Genomic DNA, 24,725 nt, shown 5'->3' on the forward strand with positions numbered 1-24,725 from the left:
TTTTCTTATAGTGACCGCTGGCCGGATATGACCGGAAAGTTGGCAGACAATAACCTTGTGACGCTTTCCCTACAAGCCCACAGTAATGACCATGGACAACCACACCACTGGAGCCGCCATGGCCAGCACCACCCCCGCAGGACTGGAGATCAAGCCCCGGCACATGGACTTCGATCTGCCCGATCCGCTGCCGCGTCACTGGCACGGCGGAGACGCCTTCAAGTCCCACCTGTTCGACGCCATGTCGGTGCTGTTCCCCGACGGCGAACGCTTCTTCATCGACTCGGTGCGGCAGTTCCGCGACCAGATCAGCGACCCGGTGCTCAAGGAGCAGATCCGCGGTTTCATCGGCCAGGAAGGCCATCACAGCCGCGAGCACCTGACCTACAGCCAGCGTCTGCGCGACCTGGGCTACGACGTCACCGCCATCGAGAAGCGCGCCCAGGCGCGCATCCGTTTCACCCAGAAGAAATTCCCCGCCAAGCGCCAACTGGCGGCGACCGCTGCGCTGGAGCACATCACCGCGATCATGGCCAACGGGCTGCTCACCGACCCGCGCACCATGGAAGGCGCCGACCCGGTGATGCAGCGCCTGTGGCGCTGGCACGCGCTGGAGGAGACCGAGCACAAGGCGGTGGCCTTCGACGTCTACAACCAGGTCTGCGGCAGCCGCAAGCTGCTGCGCCGGGCGATGCGCATGGCGACCTTCTTCTTCGTCCTGGATACCTTCCGCGGCCTGGTACACATGCTCAAGGTCGACGGCCTGCTGTGGAACTGGCGCATCTGGCGCGACGGCATCCAGTGGACCTGGGGCAAGCACGGCGTGTTCCGCCCGCTGCTGCGCGAATACCTGGACTTCTTCAAGTCCGACTTCCACCCCTGGCAGCACAACAACCTCGATGTGCTCTACGAGGTGCGCAAGGAATACGACGCGCAGCCGCTGGCTCACGCCGGCTGATTTTCCCTGCACCGAACACCGCCCCGCCCTGTCGGGGCGGTGTCGTTTCTGCCGCTCCTGTAAATCACTTCGGCGCGTCGACCTGCGTAGGAGCGGACTCCGTCCGCGATAGGCCGATCCACCCGCCCGGTTAGTCAGCGGAGTGGCCGACAAGTCATCGCGGACAGAGTCCGCTCCTACGAAAGCCCCCATCCATCTGCGCAGATGCCAGGCCGTAGGGCGCATAACCTGGAACAGGTTATCCGCCGATCGTTGCTCCGCGGATAACGCTGGCGCGTTATGCGCCCTACGAATAGATATTCGGCAGAACGAAAAAGCCCGGCGCTGGGCCGGGCTTTTCATGGGATCAGTCGTCAGGCATGCAGGAACCGCAGCGCATCGGCTGCCGACTCCTCGGGGATTTCCTCCATCGGGATATGCCCCACGCCGGGATAGACCTTCACCTCGATCCCCGGCACATCGCGCTGCCACATCGGCACGTGGCGCGGCGAGATCCAGCGGTCGCGCTCGCCCCACATCAGCAGCGTCGGCACTTTCAGCGCGGCGACGCGGGTCGGTGTACCGGTCAGCTCCTCGCGGTTGGCCTTCACCAGCACGCGGAAGATGTCGATCATCGCGCGGCGGTTGCCCGGCCGGCGGCTGATGTCGTAGTAGCGGTCGATCACCCCCGGCTTGATCCTGCGCGCATCGCCGTAGACTTCCTTGATGCCCTGGGCCACCAGCGCGCGCGGCATCCACATCGGCATCATGATGCCGGCGCCGGGCAGCACCGCGCTGGCGATCATCAGCGGGACCTTCTGCATGTAGTAGCCGGCCGGGTCGATGAGGATCAGCCGCTCCACACGATGGGCGTTGCCCAGCGCGTAGTTCCAGGCGATGTAGCCACCCAGGGAGTTGCCGGCGATGGACACGCTCTTCAGGTCCAGGCGGTCGAGGAACATACCGAACACCTTCACCAGGCGCTCGCCGTCGTACTCGCGGTCCTCGCCGCCGCCGGTGAGACCGAAGCCGGGCACGTCCAGGCGGATGAGGCGGAAGTGCCGGGCCAGTTCGGCGACCCAGCCGTCCCAGGTGTGCAGCGAGGCCATCACGCCGTGGACCAGCACCAGCACCGGTTTGTCGCGGCTGCCTTCGTCACGGTAGTGGATGTCGAAACCGTCGACACGGATGAACCTGGAACCGGACTCCGGTGATGCGTAGCGCGCCTTCAGCGCAGCCAGCGGCAGGGCGCCGAAGCCGTAACGGGCGAGGCCCTCGGCCAGCGGCGGTGGCACAGACAATGTAGCGGTCATGGACGAGTGACTCCCGTGCTTGTTGTTCTCGAATGCCGATCTCACCACAGCGCCCGCGCCACCGCGCCCAACCTAGGTAGTGTGATGGCGCGCCACGGATGACGCCGGCCGTGCACCTCGCTAACCTAGCCCGACCCGCCCTCGCGCAAGGAAAGCCCGTTCGTGCCGACCCTGACCCGCCGTTCGCTGTGGCCGCTAGCTGTCCGGTTAGTGCCCGTGCTGTTGCTGCTCCTTTGCCGCCCTGCCCTGTCCGCCGACCTGTTCTACCTGGGCCAGAAGATTCCCGACATCCAGCGCCCCTGGACCAGTGCCGACTACCAGTTGCTGATCGAAGCGCTGAAGAAGATCGACGAGACCCAGGTCAACGGCCTGCCCCGGCGCAGCGGTGAGTTCACCGGGCCGATCTACCAGCGCATGGTCAGCGAGGAGAATTTCCGCCCGCAGCTGAACATCTACGCCCCGCTGGAGCTGCGGCAGAACGAGGCGCGCGAGGTGCTGTTCAAGCTCAAGGAGCTGATGCGCCTGTACTTCAACTTCCGCGCCGCCAAGCAGCCCTATGGCGCCGAGGCGCTGGGGCTGATGAGCTACTCGCTGCGCGAACAGGCGATCCTGTTCAACCTGACGGTGGAGTTCTGGATGACCCTGGCGCAGAACGAGCAGCGCAATCCGGTGCGCCTGCAGGGTATGCAGGAAGCCAAGGCCGCCGCCTCGATGCTGACCAGCAGCGCCTTGGACTACCTGGGCCTCACCGCGCAGTTCGACCGCCAGGACCTGGTGCTCTATAGCGCCGAACTGGCCAAGCAGTTGCCCGAACTGTTCATCCACCTGCCAGGCGAAGTACGCGCGCAATTGCTCATGCGCGTGGACGAGCTGGCGCAGAAGCACGCCTACCCGGAGGTGCGCGAGAACATGCGCGACCTGCTGCCGGTGCTGCAGGCGATCCAGACCGACGTGCAGAAACAGCTTGCCGCTCCGACCAAGGGCCAGGCTGCGCCGAAGGCGCTGGACTTGAGCGCGCCGGCGGATGCGGAGAAGAAGAAGGGGCTGTGATGGCTCACTGCTCGAACCGCCGAGCGTAGGAGCGGACTCCGTCCGCGATTGGCCTGAGGCTGCTCTGCAGGTGGGAAGCGATCGCGGACAGAGTCCGCTCCTACGCCAGCTCCGCTACCCCTGCACGGCACATAACGCTGACGGCGTTATGTGCCTGGGAGTAGCCGAGAACAGGTTGTTGCTCCCACAACCTCCATCCCCTAGCGCAGCAACCCCATCTCCTTCGCCCGCGCCACCGCCTGGGTGCGGCGCTCGACGCCGAGCTTGTCGTTGATGTGCCGCGCATGGCTTTTCACGGTGTGCAGGGAGATGAACAGGCGGTCGCTGATTTCCTGGTTCGAGCAGCCCTGGGCGATCAGTTCCAGTACCGCCAGCTCACGGCCGCTCAGGCAATCGTTGAGCACCGCGCTGCGCTCCGGCGGGGCCGGCAGGCGTTCGCGCAGGGCATCGAGGGCCGCAGCCGGGGCGCGCACCGCCAACTGCTCGCGCAACCAGTCGGGGTATTGCTGCAGCACTTCCTGCAGCGGGATCAGCAAGCCCACGGCGAGGTTGTCCAGGCATTCGCCCAGCTCGCGCACCGCCTCGCGGTCGCGGCCAGCCTGCAGCAGCAGGGCCACCAACTGGCCCTGGGCAAAGCGCGCCTGCAGTTGCGCCCCACCCTGCAAAGCTCCGCTGGCCACCGCGCGCAAACGCCCCTCGGCGTCGGCCAGGCGACCTTCGCGGCGCTCCAGCTGCGCCTGCAGCATCTCAACGTTGCGCGGCAGCTGCGGCGAGCATTCCGGCGGGGTCGCCGGCTCGTCGCCGGTGTAGGTGTCGCGCAAGCGCTCCAGCCAGGCGCTGGCCAGCTCGACCTGGCCCTGGCCGAGCCACAGCTCGCACTTGATCAGGGTGATGGCCGACAGGTAGTAGACCGGCGGCACGTCCCACACGTGCATCATCCGCTCGACCTCGGCGAGGTGGGCGAAGGCACGGGTGTAGTTGCCCAGCCGCCCTTCCAGGCTGGCCAGCACGCAGAAGCCGATCACCAGGCTGATGTCACGGCAGGCGCGGGCTTCCTCGATGCCGGCCTTGAGGCATTTGCGCGCCTCCTCCGGCTGCAGCGCGAGGCTGCGCAGGTAGCCCTGGTAGAGCATCAGCCGGCCGCGCACCGCATAGCGGCGCTGCGACGACAGGCCGGACAGCCGCGCCAGCCCCTGGCGCACTTCCTCTTCGGCGCGCAGCACCTCGCCGCGCGCCTGCAACACGCGGGCGCGGTCGTAATGCACCATGGCCTCGAACAGCGGGTTGCCGAAGCGCTGCGCCAGCTCCAGCGCCTCGCGGTTGAGCCCGCGGGCGCGCCACAGGTCGTCGCGCACGATGGCCAGGTTGCTCAGGGTCGACAGGCACAGCAGGCGCGGGCCGAAACGTTCCGGGCCGAGGCCGTGCAGGGATTCCTCGCAGTGCCGCTCGGCGGCGTCGATCTCGCCGCGGCCACGGGCGATCACTCCGGCCAGGGCCTGCCATTGCGCCAGCAGGTCGAGCTGGGTGGCGGCGTCGGCGGCCGGCAGGAAGCGCGACAGTTGCGTTGCCAGCTCCTCGGCCGCGTCCAGCTGGCAGGCCAGCGCCAGCGCCCAGCTGTACAGCACGATCAGGCGCGGCGTGCTGGCCAGCAGGCTGTCGGGCAGGTCCATCTTCCAGCGCAGCAGCGTGGCGACGTTCTGCTCGGCCAGCAGCTGCTCCTCGGACAGGCTCTGCACCAGGCTCGCCGCGACCTCCGGGTGGCCGGCGCGCAGCGCCTGTTCCACCGCGTCGTCGAACAGCCCCTGGGCGCTGAACCAGCGGCAGGCCCGCAGGTGCAGCGCCGCGGCCGACGGCCCGGAGCCGGGCAGCGGGCGCGCCAGCAGCAGGTCGGAGAACAGGTGGTGATAGCGGAACCACTGGCCCTGCTCGTCCAGCGGTACGAGGAATACCTGGTGCTGCTGCAGGTGGCGCAGGATCGCGGCGCTGTCGTGGGAGTCGCGCAGGGAATCGCACAGTTCGGCGCAGAAGCGCTCGAAGCGCGCGGTCTGGGCAAGGAATACCTGGACCTCGGGCGACTGCTTGTCGATCACTTCTTCCAATAGATAGTCGCGGATCAGCTCTTCGGCGCCATGCACCGACAGGTCGGGGACCTTGGCCGCCAGTTCGTCGCCGTGGGCCAGCAGCCACAGGCGCAGACCGGCGATCCAGCCCTCGCTGCGCTCGACCAGGTTATCCAGGGCATTGTCGTCGAGCTGCGCGCCGTTGGCCGAGACCAGTTGCGCGGTTTCCTCGACGGTCAGGCGCAGGTCCTGTTCGGTGAACTCCAGCAGTTGCCGCGACAGGCGCAGGCGCGCCAGGTGCCAGTCCGGCCGCTGGCGGCTGGTGACCAGCACGACGAGCCCGGGCGGCTGGTGATTGAGGAGGAACTGCAGGCAGCGATCGAGCACCGCGCCCTGGGCCAGGTGGTAGTCGTCGAGCACCAGCAGCAGCGGGCGTTCGACCGACAGGCTGTGCACCAGCTCATCGAGCAGGTCGTCGAGCCAGGCCTCGAAAGCGAAGGGCTGGTGGCGCTGGCGCATCTTCAGCAGGGCCAGGGCTTCTTCGCCGAGCGTGGGGAAATGCAGGCGCAGACCATCCAGCAGGCGTTCGAGGAAACGCCCCGGGTCGCTGTCCCTGGCACTGAGCCCCAGCCACAGACTGCGCCATTGGCTGGGCAGCGTCTGACAGAATTCGATGGCGAGGGAGCTCTTGCCGAACCCCGCCGGTGCAGACACCAGTATCAGCCGTCCCTCCAGCCCCGCGGCCATGCGCTCGCACAGACGCGAACGGGCGACGTGGCCATGCGGCAGCGGCGGCCGGAAGAATCGGCTGCCCGCCGTGCTGGGGGGAACATCGGTCAGTCTTGGCAGAGTCGAGAAGTCGGTCATCGGCCTGGCTCTTGCTCTAGCTCTTCTTTCTATGTCGACGGAGCCTAGCCGCTCGTGAGCGGTATTTGAAGCCGATTTTGTTACCTTTGCTCACAAGATGACTGGAAAGCAGCCGACATTCCTGCCTCCATTCATCTGACAGATGATTCCCCATAAAAAAAGACCGGCCCTGAGGCCGGTCTCTTTTCACCGCGGAACCACCCGTGGGGATCGGGGGATCAGCGCACGCCTTCCTGGCGAAGCGCTGCCGGGGTGAAGTCGCTTTCCGAAGCGCTGTAGTTGAAGTCGTAGGCGGATTTCTCCTCGTTCTTCAGACCCAGCACCAGGTAGCGACCGGACAGCAGGTCATACAGGGTTTCCGCGGTGTACCACGGTACCTGGTAGTTGTAGTAGTACTGGTTGAACGCCTCGGCCACGCGCCACAGGGTGCCACGACCGTCGTAATGGTCGATTTCCACGGCCTGCCACGTGTCCTCGTCGATGAAGAAGTCACGCTTGGCGTAGATGTGGCGCTCGCCCGGCTTCAGGGTGGCGGTCACGTGCCACACGCGGTGCAGCTCGTAGCGGGTCAGGTCCTGGTTCAGGTGGCCCGGCTTGATGATGTCGGCGTACTTGAGCTTGGGATCATCCAGCTTGTAGTTGTTGTACGGGATGTACAGCTCCTGCTTGCCCACCAGCTTCCAGTCGTAGCGGTCCGGCGCGCCGTTGTACATGTCCAGGTTGTCGGAAGTCCGCAGGCCGTCGGCGGCGGTACCCGGGCCGTCGTAGGAAACCTGCGGGGCACGGCGTACGCGGCGTTGACCGGCGTTGTAGAGCCAGGCCAGACGCGGCTCCTTCACCTGATCGAGGGTCTCGTGCACCAGCAGCACGTTACCGGCCAGACGTGCCGGAGCGGTCACGCGCTGCTTGAAGTAGAACAGCACGTTGCTCGGCTTGCTGGCGTCGTAGTCCTTCAGGTCGGTGCGGAAGACGAATTCGTCCTGGAAGTACACCAGCGAGTAGGAACCGTTGACCTGCGGGGTGGCCTGGGTCACCAGGCGACGCACATGGCCGCCGCGGTAGCGGGTGATGTGGTTCCAGATGACTTCCAGGCCGTCCTTGGGAATCGGGAAGGGGTTGGCGGTCTGGAAGTTCTCCAGGCCGTTGCCGCCTTGCAGCAGGTTGGTCTTGGTGGCGTTCTGCTTGGTCGCGGCCAGCACGCTGTCCGGCACGGTGGCGGTACGGTGCGTGGTGTACACCGGCATCTTGTAGGTGTCGGGGTAGCGCTTGAACATGGCCTGCTGGCCGGGGGTCAGCTTGGCCTTGTACTGGTCCATGTTCTGCGCGGTGATGGTGAACAGCGGCTTCTCGCTGGCGAACGGGTCGCTGAGGAAGCCCTTGCTGTCGGCGCTGCCGGCGTTCTTGGGCAGGCCGCCGGTCCAGGCCGGGATGCTGCCGTCGGCGTTGCCGGCCTTCTCGGCGCCCATCGGGGTCAGGGTGGTGCCGAGCTTGGCCGCTTCATCGGCAGAGACGGCCGCCATCACCTGGGAGGCGAGGAGGCTGAGCGCCAGGGCGCCCGTGTGCAGCAGGATCTTTGTTGTTCTCATTCGTTTATCGTCCTCGTTGAGTCTTTGCCCACCGCGCTGTTCGCCTTTGCGAAGCGATTCGCGGGTCTAGTCTGCTGCCCCGCGCGGCCGGGTCACCCGGCCGCGCGGATGGCCCGCCGCAAGGGCGGGCCAGGTGCCGGTTGAAGGGCCGGCTTAGAAGTTCACCCCGAAGCTCAGGCTGACGAAGTCACGGTCATCGACGGTGGAGTACTTGCCGTCGAAGAAGTTGGTGTAGGCCAGGCTGGCGGTGTAGGTGTTCAGGTAGTCGGCGTCCACGCCCAGGCTGACCGCCTTGCGGCCTTCCTCGAAGTTGCCGCCGGGGCCGGGGGAGTAACCGTCCACGTCGTGCTGCCAGGCCACGTTGGGCTTGAGGTTCACGCCGGCGAAGACGTCGTTGTAGTCCCAGATTGCACGGACGCGGTAACCCCAGGAGTCGGCGGTGGTGAAGCCGTCGCTTTCGCATTTGCGCGACAGGTTGTTCTGCGGACCGGCACCCAGCGTCGAGGCGTTCAGCGCTTCGCAGGTCGGGCGACCATTGAGGCTGCCATTCAGCGGGCCGGGGCCGAACACGGGATCGCGGCCGTAGCGCGCGTCATTCTGGCTTTCCAGGCCACCGACGTGGGTCCAGCCCACCTCGCCCACCAGGGTCAGACGCTCGGCGCCCATGACCTGGTCGAAGAAGTGGGTGAAGGTGGTCTGCAGCTGGGTGACTTCCTTGCGGCGATAGCCGTGCAGGTCTTCGCCGGCGTTCCCGGTCAGGACCGAGGCGTTGTCGTAGATGTGATTGCCGCCGATGGCCACCGGGTCCAGGCCCGAATAGAGGATGTCGGTGGTGTTGAGCTGTACCGGCGCGTTCGGGCGGTAGCTGATCTCGCCGCTCCACGCGGTGCCGGTGGGCAGCGTGGTGGAGAAGCTCAGGCCGTACAGGCGGATATCTTCCGGGTACTCGATGAAGTAGCTGGAGTTGCCGGCCATGGCGGCGGCGCCGGCCTGGGCAGCCAGGGTCGGGCTGATGCGGGCGATGTTGGTGATCAACTGGTTGATCTGCGCCACCTTGGAAGCATCGGCACCGCGGCCGCTGAAGATCGGCAGACGGCTGTGGTAGTTCATGTAGTAGCCGCCGAACTCGGTGTTGATCTCCTCGGCGAAGTAGCGCAGGGCGAAACCGTACTGGCCACTGTCGCGGGCGTCACGGTCCGGGCCACGCTTGACCACGATACCTTCGTTCCACGGCGAGGGGGTCAGGGCCAGGCTTGGGCCGAGCAGGCCGTTCAGGGTATTGATCGAAGCCTGGTTGTTGGTCAGCACCGCCAGGTTCTGGGTGCAACCGTCGGCCACCACGTCCGGCTGGGAGAAGAAGGTGCCGCAGTTGTCGACGGTGGTCTGGTCCCACTCCAGCTGGTAGAAGCCTTCGGCGGAGAGGTTCTGGGTGAGGTTCTGCGACATGTAGAACATGTTCACCGGAACCAGGGCTTCCTTGATCTCGGAGCCCGGACGGCGGAAGGCGGTGACGTCGAACGGGTTGATCACGCTGATGCCGTTCTGGATGAAGGTGCTCTCGCCCCAGTTCACCACCTGCTTGCCCAGGCGCACGGTGCCCGGCAGGTCGCCGATGTCGTAGTTGTGGTAGATGAAGGCGTCGAGCAGCTGCGCGCCGGAGGCCTTGGCGCCTTCCTTGCGGTTGTGGTCGGAGAGCGGCTTGAATTCGGTGTTCTCGTCCTTCTGCTCGAAGTCGTACCAGTACTTGCCGCGCAGGAACACGCCGGTGTCGCCGTACTTGAGCTCGAGGTCGTGGATACCCTTGAAGATCTTCGAGAAGGTCTTGCCGGCCTTGTAGTTCAGGTGGCCGTCGTCGGAGGTCTGCGACAGGCCCTTGCCGCCGTTGTTCACGCCGATGAGGTTGCTGTTCGGATTCTGCGTCGACCAGCTGGCCCCCACGGACAGCGTCGAGTCGAACGAACCTTCGATTTCCCCGATGTTGAAGCTGACGGCCGATGCCGGAGTCGCCAGCGTTGAAGCCAGACTGACTGCCAGCGGCAACCGCGCCAGGCGCCAGATATGTTGCATGGTTTTCATCGACGCTACTCCATGTGTTTTTTGTTATGAGTAGCGGCGACTATAGCCAGCGTCCTACCGTGCTTGATCGCTCGAAAGTGTGATTTGTCTTACAAAGGCCCTGACTAGACGCTTGCGCAGTCGCCGAGGCGGCGCAGTCACTGGGCTGCGCCGTGCCAAGCGCTTGCTTGGCACGAACGCCCGAAAACCGTGACTTGCCGGTCGTCGGTCACACCGTGGAGAGGAAGGCGCTGCCGGCCTCCTGCCATTGGGCGATGTCTACCCGGATACGCTTCTTGTCGAGCTTGCCGACGCTGGTCTTGGGAACTTCAGTAACAACGGCGATCTGCGAGGGAATCGCCCACTTGTTGATGTTGCCCTGCTCGACGAAAGGCTTGAGGTGCTCGCGCAGGCCCTTGGCGTCCAGCGCCAGGCCCTCGCGCAGCACCAGCAGGGCGAACGGGCGCTCGCCCCACTGCGGATCGGGTACGCCGACCACCGCCACTTCGCGCACCGCCGGGTGGCGGCTGATGAGGTCTTCCAGCTCCAGCGAGGACAACCATTCGCCGCCGGTCTTGATCACGTCCTTGATGCGGTCGCGGATGTCGATGAAGCCCATGCCGTCCAGGGTCGCCACGTCGCCGGTGTGCATCCAGCCGCCCTGCCACAGCTCCTCGCCCTTCTGCGGTTCGCGGAAATACCCCTGGGTCAGCCAGGGCGCGCGCAGCACCAGTTCGCCCTGGGACTCGCCGTCGGCCGGCAGCAGCTCGCCGTGCTCGTCCATGATCGCCGCCTCGACCATCGCCACCGGCACGCCGGCCTTGATGCGGTAGGTGGTGCGCTCGTCCTCGCTGCCGGCAAGCAGCTCCTGGTTGAGGTAGCCGCAGGAGATCAGCGGGCAGGTTTCCGACATGCCGTAGGCGGCGGTGAGCTGGATACCCCGCGCCTTGGCCGCGTCATACAGCGCACGGTTCAGCGCGCTGCCGCCGATGATGATCTTCAGCCCGCCGAAGTCATGGTCCTTGGCGCTGGCGGTGTTGAGCATCATCTGCAGGATGGTCGGCACGCAGTGGGAGAAGGTCACCTTCTCCTCGCGGATCAGCTTGCACAGCAGCTCCGGCTCGTAACGGCCCGGATACACCTGCTTGACCCCCAGCATGGTCGCCACGTAGGGCACGCCCCAGGCGTGGACGTGGAACATCGGGGTGATCGGCATGTAGACATCGTCGGTGCCCATCAGGCGGATGCTGTCCAGGCTGCCGATGGTCGCGGCCATGGCCAGGGTATGCAGCACCAGCTGGCGGTGGGTGAAGTACACACCCTTGGGGTTACCGGTGGTACCGGTGGTGTAGAAGGTGGTCGCCACCGAGTTCTCGTCGAAGTCGGGGAAGGCGTAGCGCGGGCTGGCGGCGGCCAGCAGGGTCTCGTACTCGCCCACGCAGTCGGGCAGTGTGCTGCTCTTGTCGGCGCCGTCGGTGATCAGCAGGGTCTTCTGCACCGTGGTCAATTGCCCGGCGATGCCCTGGTAGAGCGCGGCGAACTCGCTGTTGACCAGCACGAAGCGGTCGTCGGCGTGGTTCATGGTGTAGAGGATCTGCTCGGGCGAGAGGCGGATATTGATGGTGTGCAGCACCGCGCCGATCATCGGGATGGCGAACATGCACTCCAGGTAGCGGTGGCTGTCCCAGTCCATCACCGCCACGGTGTCACCGGCCTGCACGCCGGCCTCGGTGAGCACGTTGGCCAGCCGCGCAACGCGCTCGTTGAAGGTGGCATAGCTGTAACGCACGGTGTCGCGGTAGACGATCTCCCTGCCCTTTTCGTAACGGCTGCCCGACAGCAGCAGGCTCTTGATCAACAGCGGGTACTGGTAGGCGTTCTGTGCAGCAGGGATGACACGGGTTTTCAGCATGGCGGGCGCACTCTCGAGGCTGGATTCGCGGTAGGTCTTATGAGCATGAGACCGACTCTAGAGCGCCGTGTGTGTCCATTCATCAGTCAAAAGAGTGATTTGCCGATGACTCTTTGGCGACATCCAGTCACGCGGTAGAATCCTGACGCCCGGTCGTTCATGACCGGGACCCCGATAGCGCATCACAACAAGAGCGAAGAGGTTTTTTTCATGTCCGAGATCGTCATCGTCAGCGGCGCCCGTACTCCCATGGGCGGCTTCCAGGGCAGCCTGTCCGGCGTTTCCGCCGTCGACCTGGGCGCCATCGCCATCCGCGAAGCGGTTTCCCGTGCCGGCATCCAGCCCGAGGACGTGCAGGAAGTGATCATGGGCAACGTGCTGCCCGCCGGCCTGAAGCAAGGCCCGGCCCGCCAGGCGGCGCTGAACGCCGGCCTGCCCGCCGCCACCGGCTGCACCACCATCAACAAGCTCTGCGGCTCGGGCATGAAGGCTGTGATGCTGGCCCACGATCTGCTCAAGGCAGGCAGCAACAGCGTGATGGTCGCTGGCGGCATGGAAAGCATGTCCAACGCCCCCTACGTCATCGAGAAGGCCCGCACCGGCCTGCGCATGGGCCACGGCGAGATCAAGGACCACATGTTCCTCGACGGCCTGGAAGACGCCCGCAGCGGCCGCCTGATGGGCTCCTTCGCCCAGGAAACCGCCGATAAGTACAACGTCACCCGCGAAGAGATGGACGCCTACGCCATCGAGTCGCTGCAGCGTGCCCAGGCCGCCATCAAGGACGGCTCGCTGGCTGCGGAAATCGTCCCGGTCACCGTCACCACCCGCAAGGGCGAGACCGTGGTGAAGGACGATGAACAGCCGCTGACCGCCAACCTGGACAAGATCCCCGGCCTGCGCCCGGCGTTCCGCAAGGACGGCACCATCACCGCCGCCAACGCCAGTTCCATCTCCGACGGCGCCTCCGCGCTGGTCCTGATGACCGCTGAAGAAGCCGCGCGCCGTGGCCTCAAGCCGCTGGCGAAGATCGTCGCCCACGCCACCCAGAGCCAGGACCCGGCCGAGTTCACCCTGGCTCCGATCGGCGCCATGACCAACCTGTTCAAGAAGGCTGGCTGGAGCAAGGACGACGTCGACCTGTTCGAGATCAACGAAGCCTTCGCCATGGTCACCATGCTGGCCATGCGCGAACACGGCCTGGACCACGCCAAGGTCAACGTCTACGGCGGCGCCTGCGCCCAGGGCCACCCGGTCGGCTCCACCGGCTCGCGGATCATCGTCACCCTGATCAACGCCCTGCAGAAGAAAGGCGGCAAGCGCGGCGTGGCCTCGCTGTGCATCGGCGGCGGCGAAGCCACCGCGGTGGCCATCGAGCTGGTCTGAGGCTCGATCAGGCCGGCAAGAGGGGCGCATCCAGCGCCCCTTTTTTTATCCGGCGAACAGATGTCAGTAGCGGCCTACAAAGCAAAGTGATCCATCCGACCAGGTCGTCGGACGCACCATAATCCAGCGCCAGCAGTATCGTTTCACCATGGGCCTCCCACATCACGGAGACATTGCCCATGAGCCAAGACAACCGAGATCGTGAACCCTCCCGCCGCCGCCTGCTCAAGGGCGGCCTGACGCTGATCCCCGCCCTCTCCCTGCTCGGCACCAGCGACCTGCTGCAGGCCGCCGCGAACCCTGCCCCACCCGCAGGCCCGGCCGACGCGCCGGTGTACTTCAACGCCGAGGAATGGCTGTTCCTGCTGGCCGCCTGCGACCGCCTGATCCCCAGCGACGCCCTCGGCCCAGGCGCGGTGGCCGAGGGCGTGCCGCACTTCATCGACCGGCAGATGGACAACCACTATGGCCACGGCGGACTCTGGTACATGCGCGGGCCCTTCCTTGACGGCCCGCCCGAACTGGGCCCGCAGAGCCCGCTGACGCCCCGCGAGCTATACCGCGTCGGCATCGCGGCGGTGAACGCGCACTGTCGCCGCGAGTTTGCCGGCCAGCGCTTCGACGAACTCGACGATGCCCGTCAGGAGCAAGTGCTCGAAGCCCTGGAGAAGGATCGCCTGGTGCTCGAAGGCTGCCCCGCCCGGCTGTTCTTCCAGCAACTGCTGGGCAACACCCGCGAGGGCTGGTTGAGCGACCCACTCCACGGCGGCAACCGCAGCATGGCCTCGTGGAAACTGATCGGCTTCCCCGGTGCCCGTGCCGACTACGCCGACTGGGCCGATCGTCCCGGCATCGCCTATCCCCAGGGGCCGGTGGACATCGCCGGACGCAGGAGCTGAGCCATGAGCGACCTGAAGATGCCGTCCGTCGATGTCGTGGTGATCGGCCTGGGCTGGACCGGCTCGATCATGGCCAAGGAACTCTCCGACGCCGGTTTGCATGTCGTGGCACTGGAGCGCGGCGAGAATCGCGACACCTATCCGGATTTCGCCTACCCACGCATAGCCGACGAGCTGACCTACGCCGTGCGTTACCAGCTGTTCCAGAACCTCGCCCGGGAAACCGTCACCCTGCGCCACAATACCGCCGGTACCGCCGTGCCCTATCGCCGCCTGGGCGCCTTCCTGCCCGGCGACGGCGTCGGCGGTGCCGGCGTGCACTGGAACGGCCAGCACTGGCGCATGCAGCCCTATGACCTGCAGCTGCGCAGCAACACCCTGGAGCGCCACGGCGCCGCCGCCATGGCCGAGGACATGACGATCCGCGACTGGGGCGTCACCTACGCCGAGCTGGAGCCTTACTTCGATCGCTTCGAGAAGGTCTGCGGCACCGCCGGTCAGGCCGGCAACCTGCGCGGCGAACTGATCGCCGGCGGCAATCCGTTCGAGGCGCCGCGGCAGAATGCCTACCCCACTGCGCCGATGAGGCCGTTGTACGCCGGCCAGTTGTTCTCCCAGGCCAGCCGCGAACTGGGCCTGCACGCCTTTCCCTGCCCCGCCGCCAACTGCACCGAGCCCTATACCAACCCCTACGGCGCGCAACTGGGCCCCTGCAACTACTGCGGGTTCTGCGAGCGCTTCGGCTGCTTCAACTACGCCAAGGCCTCGCCGCAGTCGACCATCCTGCCGCTGCTGCGCCAGGCCGCAAACTTCGAGCTGCGTCCGCGCTCGCAGGTGGTGCGGATCAACACCGACTCCAGCGGCCGCCGCGCCACCGGGGTGACTTACATCGATCACCGGGGCCGCTCAGTCGAGCAGCCGGCGGACCTGGTGATCCTCAGCGCCTTTCAGCTGCACAACGTACGTCTGCTATTGCTCTCGAAGATCGGCCAACCCTATGACCCGCGCAGCGGCGAAGGCACGGTGGGGCGCAACTACGCCTACCAGATGAACGCCGGCATCAGCCTGTTCTTCGACCAGGACCGCCACTTCAATCCCTTCGTCGGCGCCGGCGCCGCCTTCACCTGCCTGGACGACTACAACAACGCGGCGTTCTTCAGCCAGGACAATGGCTTCATCGGCGGCGCCTACCTGTCCTCATCGGTCAGCGGCGGCCGACCGATCCAGCAGACCAGCCTGCCGCATACCGCGCCCACCTGGGGCAGCGGCTGGAAGCAGGCGATGCGCGATCACTACGGCCACAGCATGAATCTGCACGCCGAAGGCTCGAACATGGCCTATCGCGACTGCTATCTGGACCTCGACCCGACCTACACCGACCAGCACGGCCTGCCGCTGCTGCGCATGACCTTCGACTGGAAGCGCAACGACGTGCTGCAGGCGCAGTTCATGCTGGCCCGGCTGCGCGAGATCGCCCGCGTGCTCGGCCCGCGCCACAGCGTCGAGAGCGGCCCCGAGGCGCATTTCGACGCCACCCACTACCAGAGCACCCACACCACCGGCGGCGCGATCATGGGCGAGGACCCCAGGCAGACCGTGGTCAACAAGTACCTGCAGAGCTGGGATGTACCGAACCTGTTCGTCCTCGGCGCCAGCGCCTTCCCGCAGAACATGGCCTACAACCCCACCGGCATCGTCGGCGCGCTGGCCTATTGGGCGGCGCAGGCAATCCGCACGCAGTACCTGAAGAATCCCGGCCCGCTGGTGGCCGCCTGAGGAGATGCGCTCATGAAACTCATCCTTCTGCCACTGGCGCTGTCTCTGTGCATCGGCCTCGCCCAGGCCGCCGACCTGGCGCAGCAGGCCAGCCTGGAACGCGGTCGTTACCTCGCCCTGCTGGGGGACTGCGCGGCCTGCCATACCCTCGATGCCCGACGACCGTTCGCCGGCGGCGTGGCCCTGCAGTCGCCCCTGGGACCGATCTACGCCAGCAACATCACCCCCGACACACGCAACGGCATTGGCAGCTACAGCCTCGCCCAGTTCGACAACGCCATGCGTCACGGGATAGCCGCCGACGGCCGCCAGCTCTATCCGGCGATGCCCTATCCGTCCTTTGCCCGCCTGACTGACCAGGATGTCGGCGATCTCTATACCTATTTCCTCCACGGTGTTGCCGCCGACCCCAGCGAGAATCGCCCGCCGGACATCGTCTGGCCGCTGTCCATGCGCTGGCCGCTGAGCTGGTGGAACAGCCTGTTCGCCGGCGCCCAGGCGTACCAGGCGGATACCGGCAAGAGCGCCCAATGGAATCGCGGTGCCTACCTGGTGCAGGGTCTGGGTCACTGCGGCAGCTGCCATACGCCACGCGGACTGGCCTTCCAGGAAAAGGCCCTGGACCAGAGCGACGGCGACTACCTAAGCGGCGGCCAGTTGGCCGGCTGGTACGCCGCGGCGCTCACCGGCAATGCCGGCGACGCCCTGCGCGGCTGGACCGAGGCGGACCTGGTGGAATTCCTGCGCAACGGGCGCAACGTCCACACCGCCGCCTTCGGCCCGATGGCGGAGGCCGTGGCGCACAGTACGCAGTACTTCAATGACGAAGACCTTGAGGCCGTGGCGGTCTACCTGCGCTCGCTGGCGCCAGCGACGCCGGCTGCCCCACCGGGAGCGGACCGCACCAGCGCCACGCTGGCCCAGGGAGCCCCGCGCAGCCCTGGCGAGCAGCTTTACCTGGACAATTGTTCCGCCTGCCATCGCAGCGATGGCCAGGGCTACGCGCGCACCTTCCCACGCCTGGCGGGCAATTCGGCGGTCACCGGGCAGAGCGCCGACTCGCTGATCCGCATCATCCTCCAGGGTGGCCAGGTACCGGTGACCCGCGGCGCCCCCAGCGGCCTGCGCATGCCGGACTTCGGCTGGCGGCTGGATGATCGCCAGGTGGCCGAACTGAGCAGTTTCCTGCGCTCGGCCTGGGGCTACCAGGGCACGCCGGTACAGCCCGAGGACGTGGCGCGGCTGCGCGCGCTGAACTGACACCCACGCGGCGGGGCGGCAGGCGCTGCGCCGCGTTCAGCGCAGCTCGGTAAATGCCAGCTTCACACCCAGGCCGATCAGCACCACGCCCATCACCCGGTCGAACCAGTGCCCCAGGCGAGCGAAGCCGGCGCGCACGCGCTGCTGGCTGAACAGCAGCGCCACCAGGCAGAACCAGGCGGCGGTGGCGCAGGCCAGATAGACGCCATAGCCGGCCTGTACCCAAAGCGGCGTATGCGGGTTGATCACCACGGTGAACAGCGAGAGGAAGAACAGCGTGGCCTTGGGATTCAGCCCATTGGTCACGAAGCCGGCAACGTAGGCGCCGCGCGCGCTGCGCTCCACCGGCGCGGCGACGGTTTCAGCCGCCGCCGGACCTGCCGGCCGCGCGCGCAAAGCCTTGAAGCCGATGTACAGCAGGTAGGCAGCCGCCAGCCATTTCAGCGCGTTGAACAGCACGATGGACTGCGACACGATCAGGCCGATGCCCAGCAGCGAATAGGTGACGTGGAGGAAGATCGCACTGCCCACGCCCAATGCCGTCCAGGTGCCGGCGCGACGCCCGTGGGTCACGCTCTCGCGCACCACCACGGCGAAATCCGGACCGGGACTGGCCACCGCCAGCAGGTGAATGAACGCCACCGTGAGAAACTCCGCCCAGTACATCGCGCCTCCGAACCCCTGCCAAGAAAGCCTGCAGTTCTATACGAGTCCGCAGGGAGCCGACAAGCGCCAGGCCAGTGGCGGCATCAGGTTCAGTGAGCGGCGGCGGACGCCACCGAATGCAGTACCGGCAACCTGCCAAGCGGGCAACTCCGCCAGGGCGACAGGTGCTCGGCAAACGGGCTGATGCCATCGAGCAGCGCCATGCCGCTGCGCAGCAATTGCCGGCCAGCATCCCGGTCCTGGTTGGCCATTGCATGACCGATGACGACGGAGCACAGGTACTGCTCCCATTCCGCGAAGGCCGAGCGTGCCTCCCGCGCCATATGGCGCAAGGCATTCCACAGGCTGTCTTCGTCCAGCAGCCCGGCGGCGAAGGCCAGGCGCGCGCCGAAGGCTGCGCGTTCCAGATCGTAGGCCAGCGTGGTCCGGCAGCCATCCACCCGTTCAGGATCATGGCCCGCCTTCAGCAAAGCCCGGCGCGCCTGTTCATAGCGCTCATGGCCCATTGCTCCCGCGTCACCACTCAGGCGGCCGACGCTGCGTTCGAGCTGGGCATCGAACCGGGCCCGGCTGCCGGTATTCAACAGCCAGTGCAGGCGCTCCTTCACCTGGCCAGGGTCAGCGGCCTGCCAGTGCCGGGCCAGCCAGGCCCGGTGCATCTCGCCCTCGTCGGGCGCAATGGCCAGTCGATCGGCACGGCTGCCGGCACTGAGCGCAATCAGGGAGCCGAACGCCAGCAGCGACTGACGAGGCTGGCAGGCCGGGAAGGCTATCTCGTGCTCGACCTGCAGCACCACGTCGTCCACCCGGATGCTCGCCAGGGGCGTTGCGCGCCATTGGCCCGCGGCAGCCATCAGTTCCTTATAGGCTCTGATCGCCTGCTGGCCCTGCTGGCCATCGCGTTGCAACGTGGCGCGCACCAGGGCGTAGGAAGCGGCGTAGGCCTGCCAGTCGGCGAAGTCGCGAATGGCCGCTTCGGCTACCCAGGCCAGGCACAGCCAGGCCTCGGCTTCGGTGAGATAGCCACAGGCATGACAGCGCCTGGCCAGCCAGGCGATGCATTCGTAGTCATGGGCTGCCATCGACAGGTTCTTCGGTAGCGCCAGCCCGGCCCTGAGCCAGGCCTGCCGGGCACGCTGCCAGCGCAGCCGCTGCTCGCCGTCGAAGGCGCTCGGTTCGTTGCGCTGCAGGCGGCGGAAATCTTCGTCCAGGGGCAGACTGTGCGCCTCCAGCAACATCTCCTGCAGCACATCACGCGCCGATCGCGCATCGCCGATGCTCCAGCAGTCGGCCAGCTCCGTCGCCAGCCGCGAGGCCAGTTCGCCGCTCTCACGCACCAGCGCCGCTCCGGAGCGCCCCTCGTACGCCGCCATCAGCGCGCCGAAGCAGAGCAGCGGTTCCGGGCCGCAGGAGCGCGCCGGCTTGCGCCGCCGCACCCGGGCAAAGGACGCGGCCGAGTCGGCACGGGACCACACCCGTGCGCTCCACACGCCAGCACCGGTAAGGCCGAAGAGCGTGAGACCGGAGAGCAGCCAACCCATCATCGCGAGTCACCTCGAGGTTTCGATGGCCCAATCTACGAAGGACGGCGTGCCAGGCAGATGAGGAAAAACCGAAACGCCTGTCAGACTTTTCACTCAAACGTCTAACCTCAGTGCAGCCCATTGCGCCCCTCGCCGCGCGGGCAGCCTGGGTTGTTGGCAAGCGGCGTTGCGCCGAGAATCCCCTTCACTCCGTCCCGCCGATCAAGGTGTCATCGCCCATGAATGCTTCCCGCGCCGTGTTCCTCGACCACGCTTCCCTCGACCTCGGCGACCTCGACCTGGCGCCGCTGCGTGCGCCGTTCGGCGAACTGGTCCTGCACGATCGCAGCGACACGCAGCAGGTGGCCGAGCGACTGCAAGGGGCGCAAGTGGCGATCAGCAACAAGGTGCGTATCGGCGCCGAGGTTTTCGAGCAGTGCCCGGACCTCCGGCTGATCCTGGTAGCCGCCACCGGCACCAACAACGTCGACCTCGAAGCCGCACGCCAGCACGGCGTGACCGTGAGCAACTGCCAGGGCTACGGCACCCCGTCGGTGGCCCAGCACACCCTGATGCTGCTGCTCGCCCTGGCCACCCGCCTGCCCGACTACCAGGCGGCGATCCGCCAGGGCCGCTGGCAGAAGGCGCCGCAGTTCTGCCTGCTGGACTTCCCCATCGTCGAGCTGGAAGGCAAGACCCTCGGCCTCCTCGGCCACGGTGAACTGGGCGGCGCGGTGGCGAAGCTGGCCGAAGCCTTCGGCATGCGCGTGCTGCTCGGCGCCCTGCCCGGTCGCCCACCGCGCGCCGACCGCCTGGCGCTGGACGAACTGCTGCCGCAGGTCGACGCATTGACCCTGCATTGCCCGCTGACCGACGCCACGCGCCACCTGATCGGCCAGCGCGAACTGGACCGGATGAAACCCGGCGCCTACCTGATCAACACCGCCCGCGGCGGCCTGGTGGACGAACAGGCGCTGGCCGATACCCTGCGCCGCGGCCACCTGGGCGGCGCAGCCTTCGACGTGCTCAGCGTCGAGCCGCCCAGTGACGGCAACCCGCTGCTGGCCGGCGATATCCCGCGCTTCATCCTCACCCCGCACAGCGCCTGGGGCAGCCGCGAGGCGCGGCAGCGCATCGTCGGCCAGTTGAGCGAGAACGCCAGCGCCTTCTTCGCCGGCGAACCGCGCCGGGTGGTGGCGCCATGAGCCTGCATCTGGTCTGTGGTGACGGCGCCGCCGATGCCCTGCGCCGGGCAGTCGAAGCCGGCGTGCTGACCGAGAAGAACATCCGCGTGATGCCGGACGACCTGGCCGTCGGCCCGCTGAGCGACGTCGACACACCGCCCTGCGAACAACGCGCCGCCTTCTGGCATGCACTGGGTGACGAGGCCCTGCGCTACCGGGAAATCGCCATCGAGATGGCCACCGACGCGAACTGGCTGCGCAGCCCGGACGCCGCCATCGTCACCCTCTGGCACGGCGACAGCGCCAGCGAACAACTGCTGCTGCGCCGGGTCTGCGCGCTGCTGCCGGCGCACGTCAGCCTGCGCAGCGTCGCCGCCGGCAGCGGCCAGTGCCGCTGTGACGATCGCCACGCCATTGCCATGCTGGGGCCCGAGGAGCTGGCCAACGCCCTGGCCGCCAGCCACGAACTGAGCGCCACCGAGCGCCGGGAGCTGGGCGGGCAATGGCAGCGCGCGCTGCAGGACAACGCCGAGCTGCGCCTGTGGCTGGATGGCCAGCTGACGGCCAGCGGCTACGAGCACATCGACAGCGTGCTGGTGGATTTCGTTACCGAGCAGTGGCGTCCCGTCCGCTCGGTGATCGGCCCGACCATGGCCTATGTCGACGGGCTGTTCGTCAGCGACCTGCTGGCCGCCTGGCGCCTGCGCGAACTGGTCGCGGCGGGACGCCTCCAGCTGCGTGGCGAGGACTTCTGGAGCACTGGCGAGGTACGTCTCGCCTAGGCCGGCCGCTGCCAGCCCTGCTAAACTCGCGCCCTTTTTCCAGGAGGCCGCATGTCCAACGCCCCCACCAGTGAAGTGCTGCTGCGCCAGATCGAGCGCTTCCAGGGCCGCGTCCTGCTCGCCGGCCTGCCCGCCGACGCCCTGCTCGGCGACCTGCCGCAAGCCCAGGGCTGGAGCTGGCACGCGGGCGAGTCCCGCCAGCTCGAAAACCGCTACCCCGGCCGCTGCTACTTCGGCGCCACGGCGCCGGCCGGCTCATTCGACGCTGCCGTGCTGTTCCTGCCCAAGTCCCGCGAGCTGACCGACTACCTGCTGGCCGCCCTGGCCAGTTGCGTGCCGGACGGCGAGCTCTACCTGGTCGGCGAGAAGCGCGCCGGCGTCGAACGCGCCAGCAAGCAACTCGGCGAATTCGGCCGCGCCAGCAAGCTGGACAGCGCCCGTCACTGCCAGCTGTGGCACACGCACATTGATGGCGCCCCGGCCGCCCCCGATCTGCATGCCCTCACCCAGCGCTACGAACTGCCGCTGGCCGATGGTCCGCTGCAGGTCATCACCCTGCCCGGCGTGTTCAGCCATGGCCGCCTGGATCGCGGCAGCGCCCTGCTGCTGGAGCACCTGGACAAGCTGCCGGCCGGCCATGTACTGGACTTCGGCTGCGGCGCCGGCGTGCTCGGCGCCACGCTCAAGCGACGTTATCCACAGAGCCGCCTGACCCTGCTGGACGTCGACGCCTTCGCTGTCGAAAGCAGCCGTCTGACCCTGGCCGCCAATGGCCTGGAGGGCGAGGTGATCGCCGGTGACGGCATCGATACCGCGCCGCAGGACCTCGCCGCCATCGTCAGCAATCCGCCCTTCCACCAGGGCGTGCACACCAGCTACGCCGCCACCGAACACCTGCTGCGCCAGTCGGCTCGGCACCTGGCGACCGGCGGCGAGTTGCGCCTGGTGGCCAACAGCTTCCTGAAATACCCGCCGCTGATCGAACAGCACCTGGGCCCCTGCCGCACCCTGGCCGAGGCCGACGGCTTCCGCATCTACAGCGCCCGGCGCTGATCCAGAGCTCGCACTACACTCCACGCAGCCCGCTGGATCGGCGCACCGCCGCGCGCCCTGAAATATCGAGGACACCCGTGAACCGCAGAATTAGAGACGACGTCGAACTGACCTTCGCCATGGGGCCCAAGGAGAAGCCGCATCACCTGAAGCGCTCCCTCAAGCCGCGCCACCTGAACATGATCGCCATCGGCGGCTCCATCGGCACCGGCCTGTTCGTCGCCTCCGGCAGCACCATCGCCACCGCCGGCCCCGGCGGCGCGCTGCTGGCCTACGCGCTGATCGGCCTGATGGTGTTCTTCCTCATGACCAGCCTCGGCGAGCTGGCGGCGTACATCCCCGATTCCGGCTCGTTCTGCACCTATGGCAGCCGTTTCATCGACGATGGCTTCGGTTTCGCCATGGGCTGGAACTACTGGTACAACTGGGCGGTGACCATCGCCGCGGAGCTGGTGGCGGCGCAGCTGGTGATGAAGTTCTGGTTCCCGGAAGTCTCCGGCATGTACTGGAGCGCCGGCTTCCTGGCCATCATGTTCATGCTCAACTTCTTCTCGGTGAAGGGCTTTGGCGAGAGCGAATTCTGGTTCGCGCTGATCAAGGTGGTGGCCGTGGTGATCTTCATCGGCATCGGCCTGGCCAGCATCATCGGCATCATGCACGGCATCGACAGCCCCGGCTTCAGCAACTTCACCACCGGTGATGCGCCCTTCGTCGGCGGCCTGCAGGCGATGATCGGGGTGGCGATGATCGCCGGCTTCTCGTTCCAGGGCACCGAGCTGATCGGCGTCGCCGCGGGCGAGTCGGAGAATCCGCGCAAGTCCATTCCCATCGCCATCCGCCAGGTGTTCTGGCGAATCCTGATGTTCTACATCCTGTCGATCTTCGTCATCGGCATGCTGATCCCCTACACCGATCCGAACCTGCTCAAGACCGACAGCAGCGACATCAGCACCTCGCCCTTCACCCTGCTGTTCGAGCGCGCGGGCCTCGCCGCAGCGGCCGGCGTGATGAACGCGGTGATCCTCTCGGCCATCCTCTCGGCCGGCAACTCGGGCATGTACGCCTCGACCCGGATGCTCTACACCATGGCCACCCAGGGCAAGGCACCGCGCCTGTTCTCCCAGGTGTCCGAGAGCGGCGTGCCGCGCTATGCGCTGTACGCCACCACGCTGATCGGCGCGCTGTGCTTCCTCACCAGCTTCATCGGCGACAAGACCGTCTACACCTGGCTGCTCAACGCCTCGGGCATGTGCGGCTTCATCGTCTGGCTGGGCATCGCCGTCTCGCACTACCGCTTCCGCAAGGGCTTCGTGCTGCAGGGCGGCAACCTCGACGACCTGCCCTACCGCGCCAAGTGGTTCCCGCTGGGCCCGCTGTTCGCCTTCACCCTGTGCCTGATCATCACCCTGGGCCAGAACTACCAGGCCTTCGTCGGCGAGCACGTGGACTGGGCCGGGCTGATCGCCACCTACATCACCATCCCGCTGTTCCTGGCGATCTGGCTGGGCTACCGGTTCAAGAACGGCACCCGCTTCATCCGCTACGAAGACATGGATGTGCAGCCGAAGACGGACTGATCCTACTGGCAGCTTGCCCAAGTCCTACGACTTGGGCAGAATGCGCCCCGTCCTAGGGGAGTAGTCTCCCGCGAGCGCCCTGCTCGCCCGGCACGCGTCAACATACTTGGTCCGCAGACCATGGCGCGTGCGACCCAGGCCTGCAGCGTTCAGGCCCGGGTTCGACAAGACCTATGACACGAGCAACCTGACCCGGGGCGGGCAGGTGGCGCGTGTCATGGTGATTAGTCGACCCGCCCCTTTAGGAACGCCTGATGGAATCCCTGTTCGTCCCCACCCTGATCGTTGCCCTGGCGGAAATCGGCGACAAGACGCAACTGCTCGCGCTCGTCCTCGCCGCGCGCTTCCGCAAGCCCTGGCCGATCATCGCCGGGATCATCGCCGCCACCCTGGCCAACCACTTCGCCGCCGGCGCCGTCGGCAGCTGGGTCGCCTCGTTCTTCTCCGAGGCCACCCTGAGCTGGGTCCTGGCCGTGTCCTTCCTGGCGGTCGCCGGCTGGACGCTGATTCCGGACAAGCTGGATGACGACGAAGAAGGCTCGCTGAAGAAGTTCGGCCCCTTCCTCACCACCCTGATCGCCTTCTTCCTCGCCGAGATGGGCGACAAGACCCAGGTCGCTACAGTGATGCTGGCCGCGCAGTACCCGCATTTCTGGCTGGTGGTGATCGGCACCACCCTGGGCATGCTGATCGCCAACGTGCCGGTGGTGCTGGCCGGCAACTTCGCCGCCGAGCGCCTGCCGCTGAACCTGATCCGCCGCCTGGCCGCCGCCGCGTTCGCCGTTCTGGGCCTGGCCGCCATCTGGCACGCGCTGAAACTGGGCGGGTTCATCTGACGA

At 66.9% G+C, this 24,725-nt stretch carries 18 protein-coding genes and 1 riboswitch; of the genes, 11 read left to right on the forward strand and 7 right to left on the reverse strand.

Features of this window, described 5'->3' with window-relative positions; translation table 11 throughout:
* Nucleotides 1-118 precede the first annotated feature (118 nt).
* On the forward strand, nt 119-958 hold the full coding sequence (locus HNP46_RS23480) for a metal-dependent hydrolase (RefSeq protein WP_184593796.1): 840 nt from the start codon (nt 119-121) through the stop codon (nt 956-958).
* A 353-nt stretch (nt 959-1,311) separates the two neighbouring features.
* On the opposite strand, the gene HNP46_RS23485 is transcribed toward HNP46_RS23480, so the two are convergent.
* Complete coding sequence (locus tag HNP46_RS23485) at nt 1,312-2,250, reverse strand: alpha/beta fold hydrolase (RefSeq protein WP_184593798.1); 939 nt, start codon at nt 2,248-2,250, stop codon at nt 1,312-1,314.
* Between the two features lie 162 nt (nt 2,251-2,412).
* On the opposite strand from HNP46_RS23485, the gene HNP46_RS23490 reads away from it, so the two are divergent.
* Entirely contained in the window at nt 2,413-3,300 is an 888-nt protein-coding gene (locus HNP46_RS23490) for a hypothetical protein (RefSeq protein ID WP_184593800.1), read from the forward strand.
* A gap of 200 nt (nt 3,301-3,500) precedes the next feature.
* Here the strand turns inward: HNP46_RS23490 and HNP46_RS23495 are convergent, their stop codons facing one another.
* The 4 genes from HNP46_RS23495 to HNP46_RS23510 form a co-directional block, all read right to left on the reverse strand.
* A complete protein-coding gene (locus HNP46_RS23495; RefSeq protein ID WP_184593802.1) occupies nt 3,501-6,227 on the reverse strand; it encodes a LuxR C-terminal-related transcriptional regulator in 2,727 nt (908 codons plus the stop codon).
* Between the two features lie 218 nt (nt 6,228-6,445).
* A complete protein-coding gene (locus HNP46_RS23500) occupies nt 6,446-7,813 on the reverse strand; it encodes a DUF1329 domain-containing protein (protein WP_184593804.1) in 1,368 nt (455 codons plus the stop codon).
* 153 nt (nt 7,814-7,966) lie between these two features.
* A complete protein-coding gene (locus HNP46_RS23505) occupies nt 7,967-9,889 on the reverse strand; it encodes a DUF1302 domain-containing protein (protein ID WP_184593806.1) in 1,923 nt (640 codons plus the stop codon).
* Nucleotides 9,890-10,097: 208 nt separating this feature from the next.
* The gene (locus HNP46_RS23510) at nt 10,098-11,780 is read right to left on the reverse strand and encodes a fatty acid--CoA ligase (protein ID WP_184593808.1); all 1,683 of its coding nucleotides are present in this window, start codon (nt 11,778-11,780) and stop codon (nt 10,098-10,100) included.
* 210 nt (nt 11,781-11,990) lie between these two features.
* On the opposite strand from HNP46_RS23510, the gene HNP46_RS23515 reads away from it, so the two are divergent.
* From HNP46_RS23515 to HNP46_RS23530, 4 genes are all read left to right on the forward strand, one after another.
* Nucleotides 11,991-13,166 carry a thiolase family protein gene (locus HNP46_RS23515; RefSeq protein WP_184593810.1) on the forward strand — a complete coding sequence of 392 codons (1,176 nt, stop codon included), beginning with the start codon at nt 11,991-11,993 and terminating at the stop codon, nt 13,164-13,166.
* Nucleotides 13,167-13,345: 179 nt separating this feature from the next.
* Nucleotides 13,346-14,065: a gluconate 2-dehydrogenase subunit 3 family protein gene (locus HNP46_RS23520; RefSeq protein ID WP_184593812.1), complete on the forward strand. Its 720-nt coding sequence runs from the start codon at nt 13,346-13,348 to the stop codon at nt 14,063-14,065.
* A 3-nt stretch (nt 14,066-14,068) separates the two neighbouring features.
* Nucleotides 14,069-15,841: a GMC family oxidoreductase gene (locus HNP46_RS23525; protein ID WP_184593814.1), complete on the forward strand. Its 1,773-nt coding sequence runs from the start codon at nt 14,069-14,071 to the stop codon at nt 15,839-15,841.
* Between the two features lie 12 nt (nt 15,842-15,853).
* Nucleotides 15,854-17,101, forward strand: coding sequence for a cytochrome c (locus HNP46_RS23530; protein WP_184593816.1), 1,248 nt, complete (start codon nt 15,854-15,856; stop codon nt 17,099-17,101).
* A 36-nt stretch (nt 17,102-17,137) separates the two neighbouring features.
* Here HNP46_RS23530 and HNP46_RS23535 read toward each other — a convergent pair whose 3' ends face one another.
* A complete protein-coding gene (locus HNP46_RS23535) occupies nt 17,138-17,767 on the reverse strand; it encodes a LysE family translocator (protein WP_184593818.1) in 630 nt (209 codons plus the stop codon).
* Nucleotides 17,768-17,856: 89 nt separating this feature from the next.
* Nucleotides 17,857-19,311, reverse strand: a complete 1,455-nt coding sequence (locus HNP46_RS23540; RefSeq protein ID WP_184593819.1) for a DUF1266 domain-containing protein — start codon at nt 19,309-19,311, stop codon at nt 17,857-17,859.
* A gap of 218 nt (nt 19,312-19,529) precedes the next feature.
* Here HNP46_RS23540 and HNP46_RS23545 point away from each other — a divergent pair, with 218 nt between their 5' ends.
* The 5 genes from HNP46_RS23545 (at nt 19,530) to HNP46_RS23565 (ending at nt 24,722) form a co-directional block, all read left to right on the forward strand.
* Nucleotides 19,530-20,495: a 2-hydroxyacid dehydrogenase gene (locus HNP46_RS23545; protein WP_184593821.1), complete on the forward strand. Its 966-nt coding sequence runs from the start codon at nt 19,530-19,532 to the stop codon at nt 20,493-20,495.
* On the forward strand, nt 20,492-21,256 hold the full coding sequence (locus HNP46_RS23550; protein WP_184593823.1) for a DUF1835 domain-containing protein: 765 nt from the start codon (nt 20,492-20,494) through the stop codon (nt 21,254-21,256). The genes HNP46_RS23545 and HNP46_RS23550 overlap by 4 nt, the downstream gene beginning before the upstream one ends.
* Nucleotides 21,257-21,307: 51 nt before the next feature.
* Entirely contained in the window at nt 21,308-22,309 is a 1,002-nt protein-coding gene (locus tag HNP46_RS23555; protein ID WP_184593825.1) for a class I SAM-dependent methyltransferase, read from the forward strand.
* 119 nt (nt 22,310-22,428) lie between these two features.
* Nucleotides 22,429-23,886, forward strand: a complete 1,458-nt coding sequence (locus HNP46_RS23560; RefSeq protein ID WP_184593943.1) for an amino acid permease — start codon at nt 22,429-22,431, stop codon at nt 23,884-23,886.
* Nucleotides 23,887-23,929: 43 nt separating this feature from the next.
* A riboswitch (yybP-ykoY riboswitch) is annotated at nt 23,930-24,037 on the forward strand.
* 103 nt (nt 24,038-24,140) lie between these two features.
* Nucleotides 24,141-24,722 (forward strand): TMEM165/GDT1 family protein, encoded by a 582-nt coding sequence (locus tag HNP46_RS23565; protein WP_184593827.1) that lies wholly within the window; start codon nt 24,141-24,143, stop codon nt 24,720-24,722.
* Nucleotides 24,723-24,725 lie beyond the last annotated feature (3 nt).

Source organism: Pseudomonas nitroreducens, from assembly GCF_014204515.1.
Lineage (GTDB): Bacteria > Pseudomonadota > Gammaproteobacteria > Pseudomonadales > Pseudomonadaceae > Pseudomonas > Pseudomonas nitritireducens_A.